The following is a 16528-nucleotide window of genomic DNA, read 5'->3' on the forward strand; positions in this document are numbered from 1 at the left end:
ATATTGCGGAAAATGGATTCTCGCAAGCCGCCATCAGACCGGCAACTTTGCCTTCAAGCTTGCGGCAGCCATCGCATAGCCGCCGGCGGCACCATCTATGAAATGAACGTGATCGCGCTGCAGCGGCGAGGCGACGAGGCATGTCATCAAGGCCGATTTCTGGCGGTGCAGGCCATAGTTGCAGATGCCCGCCTCTTCCGCCTGTTTCAGCCGGTTCTCGATCCGTTGCAACACATCAGCGTCAACGTCGATGGTCATCTTCAAGCCGTCGTCGAATTTCCGGAAATCCGAATTGCTGGCCACGTCGCGTTTGTAGATCTTCGGATCGAAACTGCCGATCGTCCAGCCGTATCTGTCGGTGATGGCCGTAAGCGTCATCAGGAACACTATCCACAGCTTCGACAGCCACCGCCGTCCTGCCGGCGCCGTGGCCCGCGCCTCAATATCGAGGCCGGCGGGCAGCAAGCTGTAATCCGGCCCGTTCACCGGCACCGGGTGGCCATCGCGTTCCTGCCTGCCGGCAAGGGCGATGATGTCAGATGCCAGAAACTGAAAACCGCGCAGGTCGCGCGACGCCCCCGGTATGGCTATGATCGAGACGATTTCGCCATGCCGGGTTTCGATCGGGTTCCAGCGGCAGGAGAGGCCGGTCAGATCCGGCCGTGCGCCGGCCGGCGCAGGATCGATGCGGTAGCGCCCCGCTTTCATCTCGGCTTCCGCCCAACTGCCGCCACCGCCGGCGAACATTGCATAGAAAACCGCATCGGATGCTTGGAACCTTGCCACGCGAACATCGAGGCCTTGCGCTCGAATATCCTTTATCGGCACGATTGCGGCACGCAGGGTTAGGTCCAGTTCGTCCGCCACCCATCTCTGGACAGCCGCCAGCGCGTTGCGGGTGGTCTCCACTGCCGAGCCGGGAAATGCGACGAGCGCCCCGTCGCCGCCGAAGACAAAGGGAAGATCTTGCCGACCCAGCGCATTGAGCAGGGCCGAAATGACACTGGCGCCGGCCATATTGACTGTCTTATAGCGTCCAGTCTCGATCGCATTGGTCGAGCCGACAATGTCGGCGGTGGCCAGCGCCCAGCAATCGGGGAGAGGCCGATAGTTGTCGATATCGGCAACGCTTTCGAACTTTGCGAAGACCGGTAGAGAAGCGATAAACGGGTCCGACGCGGCAGCTGTTTCCATGAGCATCAGATAGCACATTCCACTGCTTGAAGGTGAAGTCGATGATGCTTCGAAATTGACTTGCGCATGCTTTCCGATGATAGGGTCGCGCAATGCGAATTGCCTTCTACGCGCCGCTGAAGTCACCCAATCATTCCGTTGCCTCCGGCGACCGCCAGATGGCACGCACGCTGGTCAAGGCGCTGGAACATGGAGGACACAGCGTCGAACTGGCATCCGAATTGCGCTTCTATCTACGCGAACCGGAGCCGAAAAGTTTCGATGCGCTCAAGATAAAGGCCCGAGAGGAAGCCGCGCGGCTGACCAGGCTCTGGGATCGTGACGGCAAGCCCGATCTATGGTTCTGCTATCATCCCTATTACAAAGCGCCCGACCTGATCGGGCCCGAGCTGGCGTCGACCTTTGCTGTCCCCTATGTGACGGCGGAAGCTTCCTATTCGAGGCGGCGCAATGCCGGTTTGTGGGCCGATACGCAAGCGTTGGTGGTGCGAGCCGTCGAACAGGCGGCGCTGAACATCTGCTTCACGCAAAGGGATCGTCAGGGACTGGCAGATGCGATACCCGGGGTCGCTCTTGATATGCTGTCGCCCTTTATCGACACATCGGTATTCCAGGAAATGCCGGCACGAGGTTGTCCGACGCGCCTCGTTGCCGTTGCCATGATGCGCCCGGGCGACAAAGTCGAAAGCTATCGCATGCTGGCGCAAGCGCTCGGTCTGATCGGCCACCTGCCCTGGACCATGTCGGTCGTCGGCGACGGGCCTGCCCATGACGAGGTCAAGGCGCAATTCGCCGGCTTTGCCGCCGACCGTATCGAATGGCTTGGCGCGATTGAGCCAGCCGCCGTGCCAGATGTCCTCTACGGTGGAGGAATTTACGTCTGGCCGGGTTACGGCGAGGCCTATGGCGTTGCCTATCTTGAAGCACAGGCCGCTGGCCTTCCGGTGGTGGCTCAGGACATCGCCGGCGTGCCGGAAGTCGTGCGAGATGGCCAGACCGGGTTTCTCACCCCGCCGCGCGATGTGGCGGCGTTCGCTTCTGCCATTGAAAGGCTTCTTGCCCGTAACGATGAAAGAACCATCATGGCTGCAGAAGCCAGACGTTTCATCCTTGAAGAACGTTCCCTCGGCGTTGCAGCGGCGCATCTGGCCGAACTTCTTCCGAAGGTCCCGGTTTCATGACATCGTCCGATCGGATCTGGCAGTCCTTGGTGGAAGAACTGGCGGGCCGGCAACGGGCGGGTCGTAAGGCAGAGTTCTGGCTGCGCGACGATGATGCCGTGGATCCGACGGCTGCGCTTGATCGGCTGCTCGACCTCACGGCTGAATTCGCGGTTCCGGTCACTCTGGCCGTCATTCCGGCGCTCACTGATGAGAAGCTTGTCGCCCGGCTTGACGAGGCGCCGCATGCCACGGTCGCCATCCATGGCTGGGTGCATCGAAATCACGCGCCTGAGGGTCAGAAAAAGCAGGAACTCGGCGCCCATCGGCCACGCGAGGCCGTGCTCGATGAACTGGTTCGCGGGCTGGCGCACGTAACCGGCCTGCACGGCGCACGTGCCGTTCCGATGCTGGTGCCACCCTGGAACAGGATCGACGCCGGCCTGGTATCCGACCTTGGATCGATAGGATTTGCGGCATTGTCGGTCTATGGGCCGCCGAAGCCGGCTCCACTGGCGGTCATCAACAGCAATGTCGACATCATGGATTGGCATGGCACGCGCGGCTGCCGCGATCACGGCCTATTGGTTCAGGCTATCATCGCGCACTTGCAGCATGCATTCGACGACGAACCGGTCGGCCTGCTCACCCACCATCTCGTACATGATGAATCGGCGTGGCTTTTCCTCGAACGGCTGTTCGCAGTCACCGCACGGACTGAAGCCTGCGCATGGCTTCCGATCAGGACATTGATCGCGCGCAGCGCCGGTAGAAGAAACAGCTCAGCGCTTTTTATGCGATGAGACTGTAAATTCGAGGGTCTGGCCATCCCGCGCGGCAAACGCGCCGGCAAACCTGTCCTTGGCCAGTTTCTCCATCTCGTCCAGTTGCTCGTCGGTGCGTGTTGGATCGTGGTGAAACAGCGCGAGCCCCCGCGCACCGGCCGCCTCACAGAGCTTGACGCCCTGTTGCCATGTCGAGTGGCCGTTACCGCGGCGGCGTTCCAATTCCTTCTCGGTGTAGGTGCAATCGTAAATGACGAGGTCGGCATCGTCGATCAGGCCGAGCACCGACTGATCGAGTTTGCCCGTCTCGTGCTCGGTGTCCGTGATCACCGCCACGACGCGGCCGCCCCATTCGACCCGGTAGCCTATGCAGCCGCCCGGATGGGTAAGGCTGCCGGTCCGAACCACCACCCCTTCGCGCGGCCGAAGCACGTCTCCGGACACGAAATCGCGGCAGTCGAGCTTTGCCTTGCAGACGTCCATTTTCACCGGAAACCACGGCGGCCGGATGAACTCATCGATCATCTGCCGGGTCGTCATGCGTCCTGCAAGATGCCCGGACCAAAGGGTAAGCTTGACGCTCGGGTCAAAGATCGGCGCAAAAGCCGGCAGCCCGATGATGTGATCGTAATGGCAATGAGTGAAAAGCAGGTCGAAATCGGTCACATCCGCCGCCTGAAACGCCCTGCCGGCAGGCCGCAGGCCAGAGCCCGCGTCGAATAGAAGCGTATGCTTGCCGCATCGCATCTCAATACAGCTTGTGTTGCCGCCATAGCGAACGAATTCCGGCCCGGATACCGCAATGCTGCCGCGCACGCCCCAAAACCTGACCAGGAAAAAATCGTCGTCCATACTACTTTTCGCCCATCGTGGCTCTAGGCGGTTCGTGCGTCGATCAGATCCGCCGTCGTATGGCTCAGCCGATCGGCAAGAACCCGCAATATCTCGATCGTCATTTCCGGGAACTCCTTCATAAGCCTCAGGAAATGATCCTTGCGGATTCTCAAAACCTCCAGATCACTTGCCGCTCTGACGGTGGCAGTGCGGGAGCTGTTGCACAATATGGCGATTTCGCCGACGATCGAATTTGGCAGCAGTTCGGCAACTTTTATCGGCCCGCTGTCGGAATCGACCAGAATATCCGCCCTGCCTGAAAGGATGACATAGGCGGCGTCTGCCTCGTCGCCCTGCCGGAAAAGAATCTGGTCGGCGCTGTAGTTCACGCGATCGGATGTGAACGCGAGCAACTTGAGCTTGGCCGGCTCAATGCCAGAGAACAAGGGAACGCGTTGCAGCATTCCAACTTCATCCTTGAGCAGCATTGTCGCAAACCTTCCTAAATTCGCGTCTGCCAGACTATGACAGAAGTTCCTTGAAGATACTGTTCCCTGCCAAAAGTGTCTCGTGTGTACCGTCTTCCACCAATTGACCCGAGTCAAAGACGATAACACGATCGAACCCTATCGCCATTGCCGGACTCGTCACGACCCACACAATCGCCGGCGAATGGCCGTCGCGTCTGGCTTCCTCGAGCACGTTTCGCAGCACCTTGTCCTGAATGCGCTGATCGAGCGCCGACAGCGGCCGGTTGAAAATGAGAAAATCGGGACGCTTGAGCAGGGCCCGGGCAACATCGAGCTTCTGTCGCTGTCCACCGGTCAGCCGCCTGCCGCCGGCGCCGACGTTGAAATCCAGGCCGACATCCAGAAGCTCGGCATAAAGCCCCAGCTCGTCAAGAATTTCATAGACGATGGAGCGTATGCGGTCCGGCGCGTCGGGATGGTTGTTGCCCACACGCCCGAACAGGACATTGTCCATGACGGTGGCCGCGGCGATGTATTTGGCGGGATCATACCGTTCGATCGCGTTTTGCAGCTCGGGCGGCAGGTTTTCATAGAACTGGTTGCGTGCGGCGACGATCTTGCTCATCAGCTCGTCGGTCAGCAGGCCGAAGCGGTGCCGGGGCTCGATATAGGCAAAGCTCAAGGTGATGATCATGGCGCGGTCGGCCTCCGAAACCGCCTCGTAGGGACGGTTCTTGAGCCGCTGCAGCAAGGTCTCGTAGGTGGGGATCTCCTCGGCGCTCATGAAGGCGAGCTGCTGGAAGAACTGGTGATCGGGCGGCAGGTCGGCAAACAGCTCGATCGCCTGTTCGGCGATCTCCATGCCCATTTCGTAGAGCGTGCGGTCGAGGCCGGCTTGCTTCAGCACGGAAGCAAAATAGGGATTGGCCGCCAGGGCCTTGTCGCCCAGTTCGGGGCCGGCGGCAGCGCCGAAAAGCAGGTTCTGGCCGATCGTCGCTTCCGTGTTGTAAGCGCCCGGCTCGAAAGGAACCACCAGTTCGCGCAGCCCTTCCTGTTCCAGCCGGGTTCGCAGCGCCGCACGCAGTTCGACGATCCGCCCGGCAAGCTTCGTGTGACGCGTGAGGTCTGCCGAAGAGCGCAAGCCAAGATCCAGAATGTCGCGCGACAGAAGAACCGCGTCGAGCACCCGGCGCACGGCTTCAAAGAGGTCGTGCGGTCCGGTAGCCCCGGCGGAAGCATAGTTGATCCAGTCGCTGTGGATATCAAGATCCGGATTGCCCGACCGGCGCGCCTCGTCGATGCTCCAGCGGTGCTGGTCTGCCGCGGCACCGTCATAAGTCACCGATGTCAGTGGCGCATGTTTCAACCCGTAGAGCAGGTTATCGCGGAGGCTTGCCTGGAACAGGAAAACATCCGACGAGGCGTAGGACATGCGCCGGCCGGTCACTGCTTCGGGGAGTTCAAGCAGGTCGTCGGCGCCCGAAGTGACCCTTCCACTGTCCGGCCAGTTCAGCCGCGCGAAGGCTTCTGCTAGCGCCTCCGCTCCACCTGTTGGGGTGCTGACCAGCGCCACCGTCTCAGCAGGCTTGACCTGCATGGAGATACGGTTGAGGAGCATTGCACCGCCATCGTCTGCCATGGACAGACCGACCGCCGACAGCGGGTTTGTCATCGGACCGGGATCGTCGATCGTCAGTGCTCCGATTCCCGGCGCAATGATGTTGTCGACGGTAAACTGTTCGACGACCTGCTGATATTTGACCTGGACATCCTGCCGATCCTGATCCCAATCGATCAGTTCCTTCATCGGTCCGGGCAAGTCCTTGTAGGCGCCGATCACGGCCACGAGTTGGCCGACGTCCAGCCGGCCCCCGATGACCAGATACCCGCCGATCATGTAGAACAGAAAGGGCGTGAGCTGCGCGAGAAAATTGTTGAGGAACTTTACCATGAATTTCCATTGGTAAAGATCGAAGCGGATCTTGAAGATGAGCCCGAGCCGGGCAGCTATGTCGGCGCGCTCGTAGTTTGACGTATCGTGGACGTGAACCGCGCCGATGCCGTCGACGATTTCGCCAACCCGGCCCGAAAGCGCGCGCGCCGTCAATTGCCGTTGGCGCCCGAGCACGAGTAGCCGCCGCCGCATTCGCGGGATGAGCACGATCTGGATCACCACGATCACGACCGCTATCATTCCGAGCCAGACGTTCTGGACCATGATGAACAGCATGGCCGTCAGCGCCTGGCCGCCGAGCAGCACCGGCTGCAGGAATGCATCGCCGATGAAGCCGCCCAAGGGCTCCACCTCGTCCTTCACCATCGTCGCCACTTCGGCGGATTTCACCCGCTTGAAGTAAATCGGCGGAAACCGCAGCACACGATCGACAAGATCGAAGCGGATACGCCGCAGCATGCGTTCGCCGAGACGGCCCTTGTAGGTGTTGATGTAGAGTTTGAACAGGCCGTTGATGACGACCAGCAAGAGGAACACAATGCTCAGCGCAAGCAGCGTCGCCTTGCGGCCGAGCTGAAAACCGGAGAAGAACAGGACCTCGCCAATAAACGGCAGGTTATAGTGCAACCTCATGAATGGCAGGGTCGCGTCGGGTTGCTCGAAGCCGCGGCCCTGGATCGGGCCGTTGACGATCAGCTTCGGCAGGTTGAAGGACATGAAATACGGGATCATCGAGAGCACGACGATCAGCAATATCCAGACCTGCTGCTTCTTGGTGTGCGTCCAGATATAGCGAGCTAGGCTGGGTTCCATATGCGACTGTGGACCTCAGTTGGAAGGATGGATGCAAAAGCACCTGCTGGCGAATGGCGTATCGGCAATTTCTTCGTCGCCAATGACAAGCTCGAAGCTGCAGTGCACGGAAGTAGTGCTGCGCTCAGCAAGATTGCGTTGTGTCGCCCGAAATCCCAACATACAAGGCGAATATGATGGATGTCACGCAACCGCGCAATGCCGGCATGGACGGGCACGAGCAAGCCTTGGATCTCACCCGAGGAATTGCGGCCTATGTCAAAAGCCCTCTCGTGGCAGGGCTGGCGCGCGTCATCGCCAAGCATCCGAACACCGATATCGCCAACGCCTTCAACCACAAGCAGGTCGCCTGCAAGATGTGGGCGCTCGACAGGCTGTTCGAAAGTTACGCCGGCCGGCTCGGGCGCATATGGGTTCTGGGTGGATGGTACGGCGTGTTGCCGGCGATGCTTTTCAACGACGCCCGTTTCGACATTGCGGCGATCGACAGCATCGACATCGATCCTGAAGTCGGGCCGGTCGCACTGACCCTCAACCGGGAAGCCGGCGACCGCTTCCGGGCGCTGACGGAAGATATGTACGCACTCGACTATGCCGCCGGGCGGCCCGACCTGGTGGTCAACACGAGCTGCGAACACATAGCTGATCTGGGTGCCTGGCTTGCCCTGCTTCCGCGAGGGACGAACGTACTGCTGCAATCCAATGATTATTTCAGCGAGCCGACGCATATCAACTGCGTGGCTTCACAGGCAGCCTTCGAAGCAATGGCGGCGCTACGGGAGGTGCGGTTCTCCGGTGAACTGCCGACCAAAAAATATACGCGCTTCATGCTGATTGGAACTGTTTGACGCGCTTTGCACGAATCCAACCCAGACGCGGCCCGCGTCAGGATTTCGGGGACCAGGTTCGATACCGCTCACGCAGAATCTGCGCCGAGCGACGCGCGCCTTCCAGATCGAGACGGTGCGAGGCTGGTGTCGGCCCTCCAAACGCCTGTTCAATCGCTTGGGTCAAACCTTCAGGCGTCAGGTCCTTTTCGGTCAACACCGTTGCCAGACCGAGTTTTTCGAGCATCAGGGCGCGAACCGTTTGTTCGGTTTCTCCGCCGACTGCAAATGGGACAAGCAGGGAGCGACAACCCGCGCGCAGCACATCGCAGACCGTGTTGTAACCCACCTGCGAGACTGACAGGCGGGCGCCGGTCAGCAGGCTGGCGAAATCCTCGCGGAACCGGAAGATGGACAGGCCAGGCGTGGCATCGCGTGCGATCGTGTCAAACTCGACTTTCGGCAGGTTTGGGCCGGTGATCAAACACCATTTCCAACCGTTTTTGGCGTTCCGCGCCGCTGCGATGGTGGAGTGAACAAGGCCCTTTCCGGCAGCCCCGCCGCCAACCGACACCAGAATGTCGAAGCGCTCGCAGACCGCGGGCGATGGCGCTCCCGCAACGAGCCCTGTGTAGATGACCTCAGCCCTGATCGCCCCAGCCAGTGGAAATGTCTTGTCGATGGTTGCGAAAGCCGGATCGCCGTGGACCATAACGAGGTCGAAATGCCTGTTGATGAGATCGATCGTTTCCTCGTTTCGGCCCGGCTTGACGCGCTCCTGAAGGATATCACGGACAGACGTCACCAGCAGCGGTCTGGGCGACGTCGCGTCGATGGCCTCGATCAGCGGCAAGAGTTCGAAACGCATCTGCCGACGTCCAAATGGAAACGCCTCGACAATGACGATATCAGGCCTGCAATCCCGGAATGCCTGCAGCAGCATCTCCGAACGCCGTTTCTTGAAATCATCGTCGATGGGTTTGCCCTGCAGGTCGACAAGTCCGGAAAATCCTTCATCGCCGGAGGTGACAGGTGGCAGGGTGACAGATTTTACCCCCAGTCCTGGAAACCCCGCGATCGGCGCTCCGCCGGTCACGACGGTTACGTCAAACCCGTCATCGACCAGAGCCGCCGCGACGCGGCTGGTGCGTGCGAGATGGCCGATACCGAGCAGGTGCTGGACATAGAGGAAGGCACGCAGCTGCTTCATTCGGCGGCCCGCCACTCGCGCTCGAACAGTTCCTTGAGCTGTCCAATGCTCGCCACATGATCGAAATTGCCGCGCACGTGCCGCTCTGCGGCGTCGCCGAGGCGGGCGCGCAGCACGGGATCACGGATCAGGCGCTCCAGCGCCTGTGCCAGGGCAATTGGGCTATCGGTCGGCACCAGCAGCCCGGTTTCATCCGGCGATATAAGCTCCGGCACACCAGAAACGTCGGTGGACACGCAGGCAAGCCGCTGGCTAGCTGCCTCAACGAGAACATTTGGCAGACCGTCCCGGTCGCCATTTGCCGTGATCCTGCAGGCCAGGGCGAAGATGTCGGCGCAGCGGTAGTGCTCAAGCACCTCTTCCTGCGCAAGCGCGCCTTTCCAGCAGACGCGACCATTCAGTCCGAGCTTTTGCGCCAGCGCCTTGAGCCGTTCCAGTTCCTCGCCGCCTCCGATATGCTCGAAACGCCACGCCAAATCACCAGGCAAGAGGGCAAGGGCCTCCAGCAAGGTATCGTAACCTTTCTTTTCAACGGCGCGCCCGACACTCAGAACGATAACTGGTTTGTCCGGCGCCGAGCCGTCATGCTGTTTTCGCACCTCGCCGAAACTGCCGAAGCGATCAAGGTCGAGCCCATGATAACTAAGATGCACACGCGCGTTGCCGTTAGCGAGTTGTTTCAGACGGTCGAACCCGGTTTTCGTGCAAGTGACCGTCCAGCGCGCCGAGGAAAGCTTGCCAGCCAGATCCCAGTCTGCCGAAGTCCAGATGTCCTTGGCATGGGCCGAGCAGCTCCAGGGCAGGCCACGAAGCTGGCTGGCATAGCGCGTCACCGATGCCGGCGTGTGCGCGAAATGTGCATGCAACCACCCCGCGTCTTCCGGCCATTCGGCCGCCAGCACGAGCGCTTGCCCGAAGCGACGGACGCGACTGCGCGTAAAGTCGCGGGGGATATCGGCAGCTAGCGATCCGAGCGCGCGCCAGAAGCCCGGCCGCAGCAGATAAGCAAACAGCGAGCGGACCACGCGCAGCGGCTCTTGATGCAGATATTCCGGCAGATAATGGACGGGCGCTTTGATCTCGTCATGCACGGGGTGGCGTCTTGCGTCGGTCGGCCGCCTGAGCGCGACAAGTATCAGGTCGAACCCCGAACGCTCTAGACCGAGCAGTTCCTGCGCGATGAAGGTTTCCGACAGCCGCGGATAGCCCTTCAGAACCACGACGATCTTGCGATGTTGCAACTCAGCTCATGCCTTCAATGACCGAAAGGTGATGGCCGGCCCGCCGGTCGAGCAGTTCCGCGACGATTTCGGAAATATGAGGCAGCCCTTCCAGCGTCAGATGCGGATTGCTCTGCGATGGGCGGGGCCGGTTTGGCAGCACTTCCAGTGCATTGGCAAACCGCTGAGAATCCTCTGCTTCTTCCGGCAAAAGCATCTCGATGAGGCCAAGTTGGGCGGCGCGCCGTGCACGAATCAGTTGTTCCTCGCGGGGCTTAATGCGCGGCACGATCAGCGCCGGCTTGTCAAAAGACAGTATCTCGCAATAGGTGTTGTAACCGCCCATCGCCACCACCGCCTTGGCGCCGGCAATCAGCTCTTCCATGCGGTTGTCGAACTCGATGATCTTGATATACGGGATCTCGGACCCCTTCTTGAGCAGCTTGTTGCGCTTGCGGGCCGGCATGTAAGGCCCAAGCACGATCAGCGCCCTATGCTGCAATTGCGGATCCTGCTGGTAGGCATCGATGACGTCGTGAATCAACTCACCGCCGTCACCGCCGCCACCGGTCGTAACGAGGATATAGTCGCCCTCGGGCCGGTGGCCCGGCAACTCGTTCTTCTGCAGGCTCCGTTGCAGGAAACCCACGAACTTCATCTTTGCTCTGACAGCCGGCGGCACATCCAGGCCGGTCAATGGATCATAGAAATCCGGCGGCCCGTAGACCCAGACCTTGTCGTAGAACAGGCCGATCTTGCGCATCACATCCCTGCGTGCCCACTCTGCTTCGAGCAGATGCGGCGCGTCCATCACCTCGCGCAGGCCCAGCACGAGCGTGGTGCCCCGTGTCTTGAGGTAGGACAGCGTATCCTCAATCTCACCACGCAGGCCGAGCGGTTCCTTGTCGACGATGAGGATATCCGGCCGGAAGGTCTCGGCTGTGTGGCGGATGATTGACTGGCGCATCCTTAGCGTCTCATGCAGATCGATATCCTTTTCCAGCGAGGTGTATTCGCCGTTGCGCAGCTTGATGACGCTGGGGATCTTCACGAAGTCGACACGGGCGCGGTAGTCGAAGGCGCCAGCGATAGGCGCACCCGAAATGATAAGCACCTGAAGTCCGCGAAAATCCTCGACCAGCGAATGCGCGATCGTCCGGCAGCGCTGCAAGTGACCGAGCCCGAACGTGTCGTGGCTGTACATAAGAATTCGAGCATTTTCTGCGTGCTGGGTCATTGTTGAACGTCTCTTAGAATTCTCGCCTTGAGGACCGTGAGCGACGCGCCGGCTTCGAAACCATCGTGGTTTTGAAAAATGAGCCGCCATTTTTAATACGTATTACTTCTGTGGAATGCCTTTCAGACAGGCTTTCCGATTGTCTTAGTCCGAAACTTGTTGGATTGGCGAATATCGCCTCGGCGGGAGCGGGCCGAGACACCTTGTTGTCGTTTTGGGAAGGATCGAAGGGGAATATGGTATCCAAAAGATCGGCAGAAATCATCCCTCTTGATTCCAAAAAGTTCCGGTGTCTCCGAACTCCATTGGTTCGGAGCGGTGAAGGCGAAATCGCTATCCTGCCCATATAGCCAATTGATCGGTCGCCCGGCGGCGCACGGCCCATATTGTTGTGGAACTCATTTCGCGCGCCATTGCTCTCGGTCTTGGGGGACCAAAGGTGCTGCCCATCAATGTCTTGACGGGCGGTCTGATTGTGATTCACCGACCAGAACTGAGCCATCTGTCGCCCAAGCTAGCCGGAATTTCAGCAAGAATCGAGTGGATGCCAGCGCTGACAACGCACCGCCCACAGGTGGGCGTGTGCAAGACCAGTTACTTGTCGATCGCGATGGCCTCTAGTTATCTCTTGGGGCGGCAGTTCGACCATGGTGCCGAAGGCATCGCCCTGGGCGCCGCCGACGAAGAAGCGGATGTGGATATCCTTGCACCACTGGGCGCCGAGCGCCTGCCGGCAGTGTCGAGATGGGAGCGCCGTGGTGGCAATCAACCAGCAGCTGTTATCAACGCGGCCACAACGATCAGCGCGCGCATCATGGCCCTAAGCTCTCGCCCGTGGCCATGGCTGGGGGCGGTAATCGCGGTCCACGCGGCCAATGTAGGTTTCATCGGCTTCTACGATCTTGCCTTCGCCGCCAAGCGGGCCAGATGACTTAACGTCTTCCGCCATGGCCTCGCGGATACGGTGCGCCATGAACCAAGCGGTCTTGTAGGTGACGCCAAGCATACGGTGCATCTGGTGAGCTGACATGCCTTTCTTGCACGAAGCATACAGATGCGAAGCTAGCACCCATTTGTGCAGGCCGATCTTGGAGCGCTCAAAGATCTCGCCATTGGCGATTGCCTCCTTGATCAGCGGCACCGCCGAGCCACCGGCACCGAGAGTGGTGAACTGGATGCCGTTGTCGGTAAGCACGGTAGGATCTTGTAGGGAACGGCCGCGATCAGCCGCAGCGAGAAGTCTCTCGATACGGCGGTGGGCCGTGCAACTCGACGGAGGCGAACTTCGAGGTGCGGTCGATGGCTACGAACATGTGCAGCTTGCCCTGCTCGGTCCTGAACTCGGCAATGTCGATGTGGAAGTAGCCGATCGGGTAGCTCTTGAGCTTCCTCTTGGCGGGCTTGTCACCCTCGACATCCGTCAGGCGGCCGATGCCATGGCGTTGCAGGCACCGATACAATGAAGACCGCGTCAGATGCGGAATGGTTGGCTGCAAGGCATAAAGCAGTCGTCGAGCGGCAGCAGCGTGTACCGCCGGAAGGCTACGATGACCGCCTCCTCCTCGATCGAGAGCACCGTCGAGCGCGGCTCCTTCGGGCCAGTCGGCAGATCGGCCACCGAAGTCCGCGTCTTCCAATTCGCGACCGTCTTGTGGTTGATCCCGTAGCGCTTGGCCAGCGTGGCGCCGACGGAGCCTACGTCTCGCCCCAGTTCCATTTGCCGGCCTTCGACGTCGAGGCTTCGACACCACGGGTTGCGGCGATTCCTTCACCGCTGGCATCATCGTCGGCATCTTCAAGGGCTGGGACCTCAGGCGATCAGCGCTCTTTGCCAGCGCAGTCGCCGCTAAGGTTGCGATGGGGCACGGCTCCGAAGGCAAACTCGTTTCATTCGACGACACGATCGTGGCCATGAATTCGCTCCCGGTCAATACATCGAAGGTTCAAACAGCATGACCATTCTTCCTGAGGCCAAGGGCAAGACGGCTCTCGTTACAAGCGCCAGCCGCGGCATCGGCAGGGCTCTTGCGTCCCGAATCGCTGACTATTTGAAATGTTCGAAACCTCGAAGTTTCGCTAACACGATCATTGCGGTGCCGCGGTACTCGGCGCTCACATGCTCGCTCAACGGAGACGATTCCCAGGCAGCCAGTTCCGCAACGAAAGGAGAAGCCGCGACCAAGGGCGTTGTGCATGACATCCTGGTGCGCAATGCCGACCGCAACCTACACCGATCAGCCCGAACTCTACACCGTGACGGGCGAGGAATACGCCTCACACAAGACGACCAATCATTCCGCTGGCGAGTACGTCTCCTACGAGGATGGCGCGTCGACCATTCGAACATGATTGAGAACGTGTTCTCGGTCTTCAAGCGCGGCATGATCGGCGTGTACCAGCATTGCGGCGAATCCCATTCACCGCTGCTTGGCTGAGTTCGATTTCCGCTACAATCGCCGCAACGGCGCTGAAAATCTCAGATGCAGAACGCGCTGAAGACTTGCTTCCCATGGCCCGCGACAAGCGCCTGACCTATCGGCGGATTGGTGAATCCGGCCTCGCCCAAGCAAAAAGGCGCGCAAACTGCTTCTGCGTAAGAAAAAATCGCCTGCGAAAAGCGGGTATCTTGAAATTTAGGGTTACTAGCTCTGTTTTCTATCTGTCCGAATGCAAACGGCGGTGATTTTCCCGAATCACCGCCGTTGATGCACCAAGCCACAGGGAAGGACGGCTAGGCACATGAGAACGATTACCAAATTAAACCTACCGGCGAGTCCGTCAAGTCGGCCTGTGGCCACACACAGGAAAAAACCAATGGCCGGACATTCCGAGTCAGTTGTCACAAACCCGATAACGACGACGCAGACCGCCGCATTCAAGGCTTGGGCGGGAAAGGCAGCAGTCAGTGGTGTCGAACCATTGACCAGCTAATCTCGCTTATTGAGGGCGGCAATAAGTTCTGACGATAGACACCAAGGGCAATTCCGTCTGGATCGATGTGCGCACGAGAAACGGTCGGAAATATCTGAAAACCGACTCGGACGGCATTGAGCATAACAATCTCTTGGCGCTCCTCACTGTCCTTAGAGCCTCTGGCGCTCGGGCTTTTGGTCGCCTCCCTTCCGGTCTTTGGATCGGGAGGGGTCTTCAACAGGCGGCGCAAAATCTCGTCGCCGTTATCCTGGTCTCTGTCTTTGGGGGGATCTGACATGAAGCTTTCCGAAATTGTGAAGAACCCTGGCCCCGACTGGGTTCGTAATTTAACTAACGAGCATATGCGAGCTAACATGCCTAGATAGCTGCGTAATTTTTAGTTCCATAAGATCGATTACGTGACTTTCGCCGGTCAAATTTAAGGTTTCTCAATATTGCAAAGTGCTTACCTCTATCTGCAAATCTTATTGACTGCGAGAGGTACCCGACGGTGTTGCCGCAGTAACGACTGCTCCGGTCTGTGCCCGAAAAAGTCGCATAATTGGCAGTCCGGGACTGCTTGCCTATCAGGTAACGCCAGCTCGTCTTACCTGGATTCCCAAAAGCGGGCGGACCAATTGTCAAAACCTGCTTTCGCCATCGCAGGCAATGATTGCCCCGGTTCGTCTGGCTGTCGTCTATGACGACACGATCAGGTCGGCCGTGATGCTGCCAACGCTTTGCGGATGAAGCGCCTTGCGGCCAACAGTCACGGTTCTCGCTGAAGAAGAAATCGACCGTGTCGCCGACACTGTCGATGGCGCGGCACGGCGGTGTGCCATACCAAGGCACCATGCGGGAGGGCTTACGCAGCATCGAGAAAGCTCCTTTCGTGCAGCTCTCGCATGCGCTGGACCTTATCCGCCGAGGGCTGGATGCGCCAACCCGCGTGCTCATGCCCGACCCGTTCGACGAGGAATTCATCGACATCAGAAATGAACATCGCGTCCTCTTTCGTGACGAGGCCGCCGTGCCGGAAGCCCAACCATTCGACGCACAGCTCGTCGTTATCCGAGAGCGTCCTCGACCGATGCATGACGTTGTTCTTGCCGGGCATCGCGACCCCGCAATGCCGGCCGGCATGCCAAGCTGCCCGCCACGGCGACGTCGTTTGCAAAAGCAGCTTTAGTCCCGCCCCTAAGACGACCCACATGTGCTCGGCGCGCGGAAGGAAAGCGGGGAAGCCGAGCTCCCTGAGTTCGGCCTCGATATCGGTTGTGAAATCCCGCAGCCTGTCGAGTTTGTCGGGCGGGATGACTCGAGAACCGCGCGTCCGGTTTGAAGCCGTATTGATAAGACGTCTGCCTCGCGACGCCGATCTCGCCGGCTATGCGATGCGAATCCCAACCTGCGCGTTTCAGGATGTCGCGGACTGCAACGTAGTGATCCCGGATTTCCTGATGCGATGCGGTTCTCATGATGCCCTCGCTTCCGATTGGGCACCGCCGCCTGCGAAGGCTGCCCAATCCCAGTCAGCCAGCGTCCGCGTGTAGCAGATGATCGACGCGGCATGCCGCGAGCTGGACCCAGCTTCCATGAACTCTGTCCGGGAGGCCGACAAGGCGAGGGCAGCATACCTGAAGAGCGGTCACCCGGATGACTGTGCTTCAAGGGATGGAGCGTGCCATCTCGCATGCGCTGGACGCGGGGTTGAGCTGCCGTTGGGTCTGCATCGCAATATCAGCGGCGTAGTGTGTGCGGTCCTCATTAGAGCATCCCTTCTTGGCTAGAGCGGTTCACGAGTTGATGGAATCGAAGGGATTCCGGATCAGTCGGTTTTGTGATTCAAGATGCTGGCTGGAATGGAGGCCAGCATCTGATGACTCGACCTCTTTCCAATGATCTTCGCGA

The 16528-nt window shown here is 59.7% G+C and carries 14 protein-coding genes and 4 pseudogenes; 6 read left to right on the forward strand and 12 right to left on the reverse strand.

The features are described 5' to 3' along the window. Positions 1 to 33: 33 nt before the first annotated feature. Positions 34 to 1194 carry a DUF3095 domain-containing protein gene (locus O7B34_RS30905; RefSeq protein WP_337149513.1) on the reverse strand — a complete coding sequence of 387 codons (1161 nt, stop codon included), beginning with the start codon at positions 1192 to 1194 and terminating at the stop codon, positions 34 to 36. A 92-nt stretch (positions 1195 to 1286) separates the two neighbouring features. On the opposite strand from O7B34_RS30905, the gene O7B34_RS30910 reads away from it, so the two are divergent. Next, on the forward strand, positions 1287 to 2375 hold the full coding sequence (locus O7B34_RS30910; protein ID WP_337149500.1) for a glycosyltransferase family 4 protein: 1089 nt from the start codon (positions 1287 to 1289) through the stop codon (positions 2373 to 2375). Continuing rightward, entirely contained in the window at positions 2372 to 3157 is a 786-nt protein-coding gene (locus O7B34_RS30915) for a polysaccharide deacetylase family protein (protein ID WP_337149501.1), read from the forward strand. The genes O7B34_RS30910 and O7B34_RS30915 overlap by 4 nt, the downstream gene beginning before the upstream one ends. On the opposite strand, the gene O7B34_RS30920 is transcribed toward O7B34_RS30915, so the two are convergent. Genes O7B34_RS30920 through O7B34_RS30930 form a run of 3 tightly spaced genes read right to left on the reverse strand, consistent with a single transcriptional unit; the run spans position 3137 to position 7210 of the window. Next, positions 3137 to 3991: an MBL fold metallo-hydrolase gene (locus tag O7B34_RS30920; protein WP_337139439.1), complete on the reverse strand. Its 855-nt coding sequence runs from the start codon at positions 3989 to 3991 to the stop codon at positions 3137 to 3139. The two genes, O7B34_RS30915 and O7B34_RS30920, sit on opposite strands and share 21 nt — an antisense overlap. A gap of 23 nt (positions 3992 to 4014) precedes the next feature. Further along, on the reverse strand, positions 4015 to 4461 hold the full coding sequence (locus tag O7B34_RS30925) for a cyclic nucleotide-binding domain-containing protein (protein WP_337149502.1): 447 nt from the start codon (positions 4459 to 4461) through the stop codon (positions 4015 to 4017). Positions 4462 to 4495: 34 nt separating this feature from the next. Beyond that, positions 4496 to 7210 carry an ABC transporter ATP-binding protein gene (locus O7B34_RS30930; RefSeq protein WP_337149503.1) on the reverse strand — a complete coding sequence of 905 codons (2715 nt, stop codon included), beginning with the start codon at positions 7208 to 7210 and terminating at the stop codon, positions 4496 to 4498. A gap of 176 nt (positions 7211 to 7386) precedes the next feature. Here O7B34_RS30930 and O7B34_RS30935 point away from each other — a divergent pair, with 176 nt between their 5' ends. After that, a complete protein-coding gene (locus tag O7B34_RS30935) occupies positions 7387 to 8058 on the forward strand; it encodes a class I SAM-dependent methyltransferase (RefSeq protein WP_337149504.1) in 672 nt (223 codons plus the stop codon). A 37-nt stretch (positions 8059 to 8095) separates the two neighbouring features. On the opposite strand, the gene O7B34_RS30940 is transcribed toward O7B34_RS30935, so the two are convergent. The 3 genes from O7B34_RS30940 to O7B34_RS30950 are packed head-to-tail and all read right to left on the reverse strand — an operon-like array spanning position 8096 to position 11704. Continuing rightward, a complete protein-coding gene (locus tag O7B34_RS30940; protein WP_337149505.1) occupies positions 8096 to 9247 on the reverse strand; it encodes a glycosyltransferase family protein in 1152 nt (383 codons plus the stop codon). After that, positions 9244 to 10488 (reverse strand): glycosyltransferase, encoded by a 1245-nt coding sequence (locus O7B34_RS30945; RefSeq protein WP_337139444.1) that lies wholly within the window; start codon positions 10486 to 10488, stop codon positions 9244 to 9246. Before O7B34_RS30945 ends, O7B34_RS30940 begins: the two co-directional genes overlap by 4 nt. Before the next feature lies 1 nt (position 10489). Continuing rightward, the gene (locus tag O7B34_RS30950) at positions 10490 to 11704 is read right to left on the reverse strand and encodes a glycosyltransferase family protein (protein ID WP_337149506.1); all 1215 of its coding nucleotides are present in this window, start codon (positions 11702 to 11704) and stop codon (positions 10490 to 10492) included. 439 nt (positions 11705 to 12143) lie between these two features. Between O7B34_RS30950 and O7B34_RS30955 the strand changes: the two genes are divergently transcribed. Then, positions 12144 to 12635 (forward strand): hypothetical protein, encoded by a 492-nt coding sequence (locus O7B34_RS30955; RefSeq protein WP_337149507.1) that lies wholly within the window; start codon positions 12144 to 12146, stop codon positions 12633 to 12635. On the opposite strand, the pseudogene O7B34_RS30960 reads toward O7B34_RS30955, so the two are convergent. Both O7B34_RS30960 and O7B34_RS30965 read right to left on the reverse strand, forming a co-directional pair. Further along, positions 12573 to 12815 (reverse strand): annotated as a pseudogene (locus O7B34_RS30960) (IS1595 family transposase); the annotation flags it as partial. The gene O7B34_RS30955 and the pseudogene O7B34_RS30960 overlap by 63 nt on opposite strands. A 54-nt stretch (positions 12816 to 12869) precedes the next feature. Next, positions 12870 to 13382, reverse strand: a pseudogene (locus tag O7B34_RS30965) (IS481 family transposase); the annotation flags it as partial. A 113-nt stretch (positions 13383 to 13495) separates the two neighbouring features. Between O7B34_RS30965 and O7B34_RS30970 the strand changes: the two are divergent. Both O7B34_RS30970 and O7B34_RS30975 read left to right on the forward strand, forming a co-directional pair. Next, positions 13496 to 13660, forward strand: a complete 165-nt coding sequence (locus O7B34_RS30970; protein ID WP_337149515.1) for a hypothetical protein — start codon at positions 13496 to 13498, stop codon at positions 13658 to 13660. A gap of 218 nt (positions 13661 to 13878) precedes the next feature. Further along, a pseudogene (locus O7B34_RS30975) lies at positions 13879 to 14267 on the forward strand (transposase); the annotation flags it as partial. A 339-nt stretch (positions 14268 to 14606) separates the two neighbouring features. Here the strand turns inward: O7B34_RS30975 and O7B34_RS32285 are convergent. From O7B34_RS32285 to O7B34_RS30990, 3 genes and pseudogenes are all read right to left on the reverse strand, one after another. Further along, on the reverse strand, positions 14607 to 14915 hold the full coding sequence (locus O7B34_RS32285) for a hypothetical protein (protein ID WP_442921024.1): 309 nt from the start codon (positions 14913 to 14915) through the stop codon (positions 14607 to 14609). Positions 14916 to 15264: 349 nt separating this feature from the next. After that, a pseudogene (locus O7B34_RS30985) lies at positions 15265 to 15442 on the reverse strand (DDE-type integrase/transposase/recombinase); the annotation flags it as partial. A 40-nt stretch (positions 15443 to 15482) separates the two neighbouring features. Then, positions 15483 to 15734, reverse strand: a complete 252-nt coding sequence (locus O7B34_RS30990; RefSeq protein ID WP_337149509.1) for a hypothetical protein — start codon at positions 15732 to 15734, stop codon at positions 15483 to 15485. Positions 15735 to 16528 lie beyond the last annotated feature (794 nt).

Source organism: Mesorhizobium sp. Cs1299R1N3 (assembly GCF_037179625.1).
GTDB lineage: Bacteria > Pseudomonadota > Alphaproteobacteria > Rhizobiales > Rhizobiaceae > Mesorhizobium > Mesorhizobium salmacidum.

Coding starts and splice junctions, on each gene's coding strand:
- O7B34_RS30905 (WP_337149513.1), bottom strand. CDS start 1,194: ATGGAAACAGCTGCCGCGTCGGACCCGTTTATCGCTTCTCTACCGGTC.
- O7B34_RS30910 (WP_337149500.1), top strand. CDS start 1,287: ATGCGAATTGCCTTCTACGCGCCGCTGAAGTCACCCAATCATTCCGTT.
- O7B34_RS30915 (WP_337149501.1), top strand. CDS start 2,372: ATGACATCGTCCGATCGGATCTGGCAGTCCTTGGTGGAAGAACTGGCG.
- O7B34_RS30920 (WP_337139439.1), bottom strand. CDS start 3,991: ATGGACGACGATTTTTTCCTGGTCAGGTTTTGGGGCGTGCGCGGCAGC.
- O7B34_RS30925 (WP_337149502.1), bottom strand. CDS start 4,461: ATGCTGCTCAAGGATGAAGTTGGAATGCTGCAACGCGTTCCCTTGTTC.
- O7B34_RS30930 (WP_337149503.1), bottom strand. CDS start 7,210: ATGGAACCCAGCCTAGCTCGCTATATCTGGACGCACACCAAGAAGCAG.
- O7B34_RS30935 (WP_337149504.1), top strand. CDS start 7,387: ATGGATGTCACGCAACCGCGCAATGCCGGCATGGACGGGCACGAGCAA.
- O7B34_RS30940 (WP_337149505.1), bottom strand. CDS start 9,247: ATGAAGCAGCTGCGTGCCTTCCTCTATGTCCAGCACCTGCTCGGTATC.
- O7B34_RS30950 (WP_337149506.1), bottom strand. CDS start 11,704: ATGACCCAGCACGCAGAAAATGCTCGAATTCTTATGTACAGCCACGAC.
- O7B34_RS32285 (WP_442921024.1), bottom strand. CDS start 14,915: ATGTCAGATCCCCCCAAAGACAGAGACCAGGATAACGGCGACGAGATT.
- O7B34_RS30990 (WP_337149509.1), bottom strand. CDS start 15,734: ATGCCCGGCAAGAACAACGTCATGCATCGGTCGAGGACGCTCTCGGAT.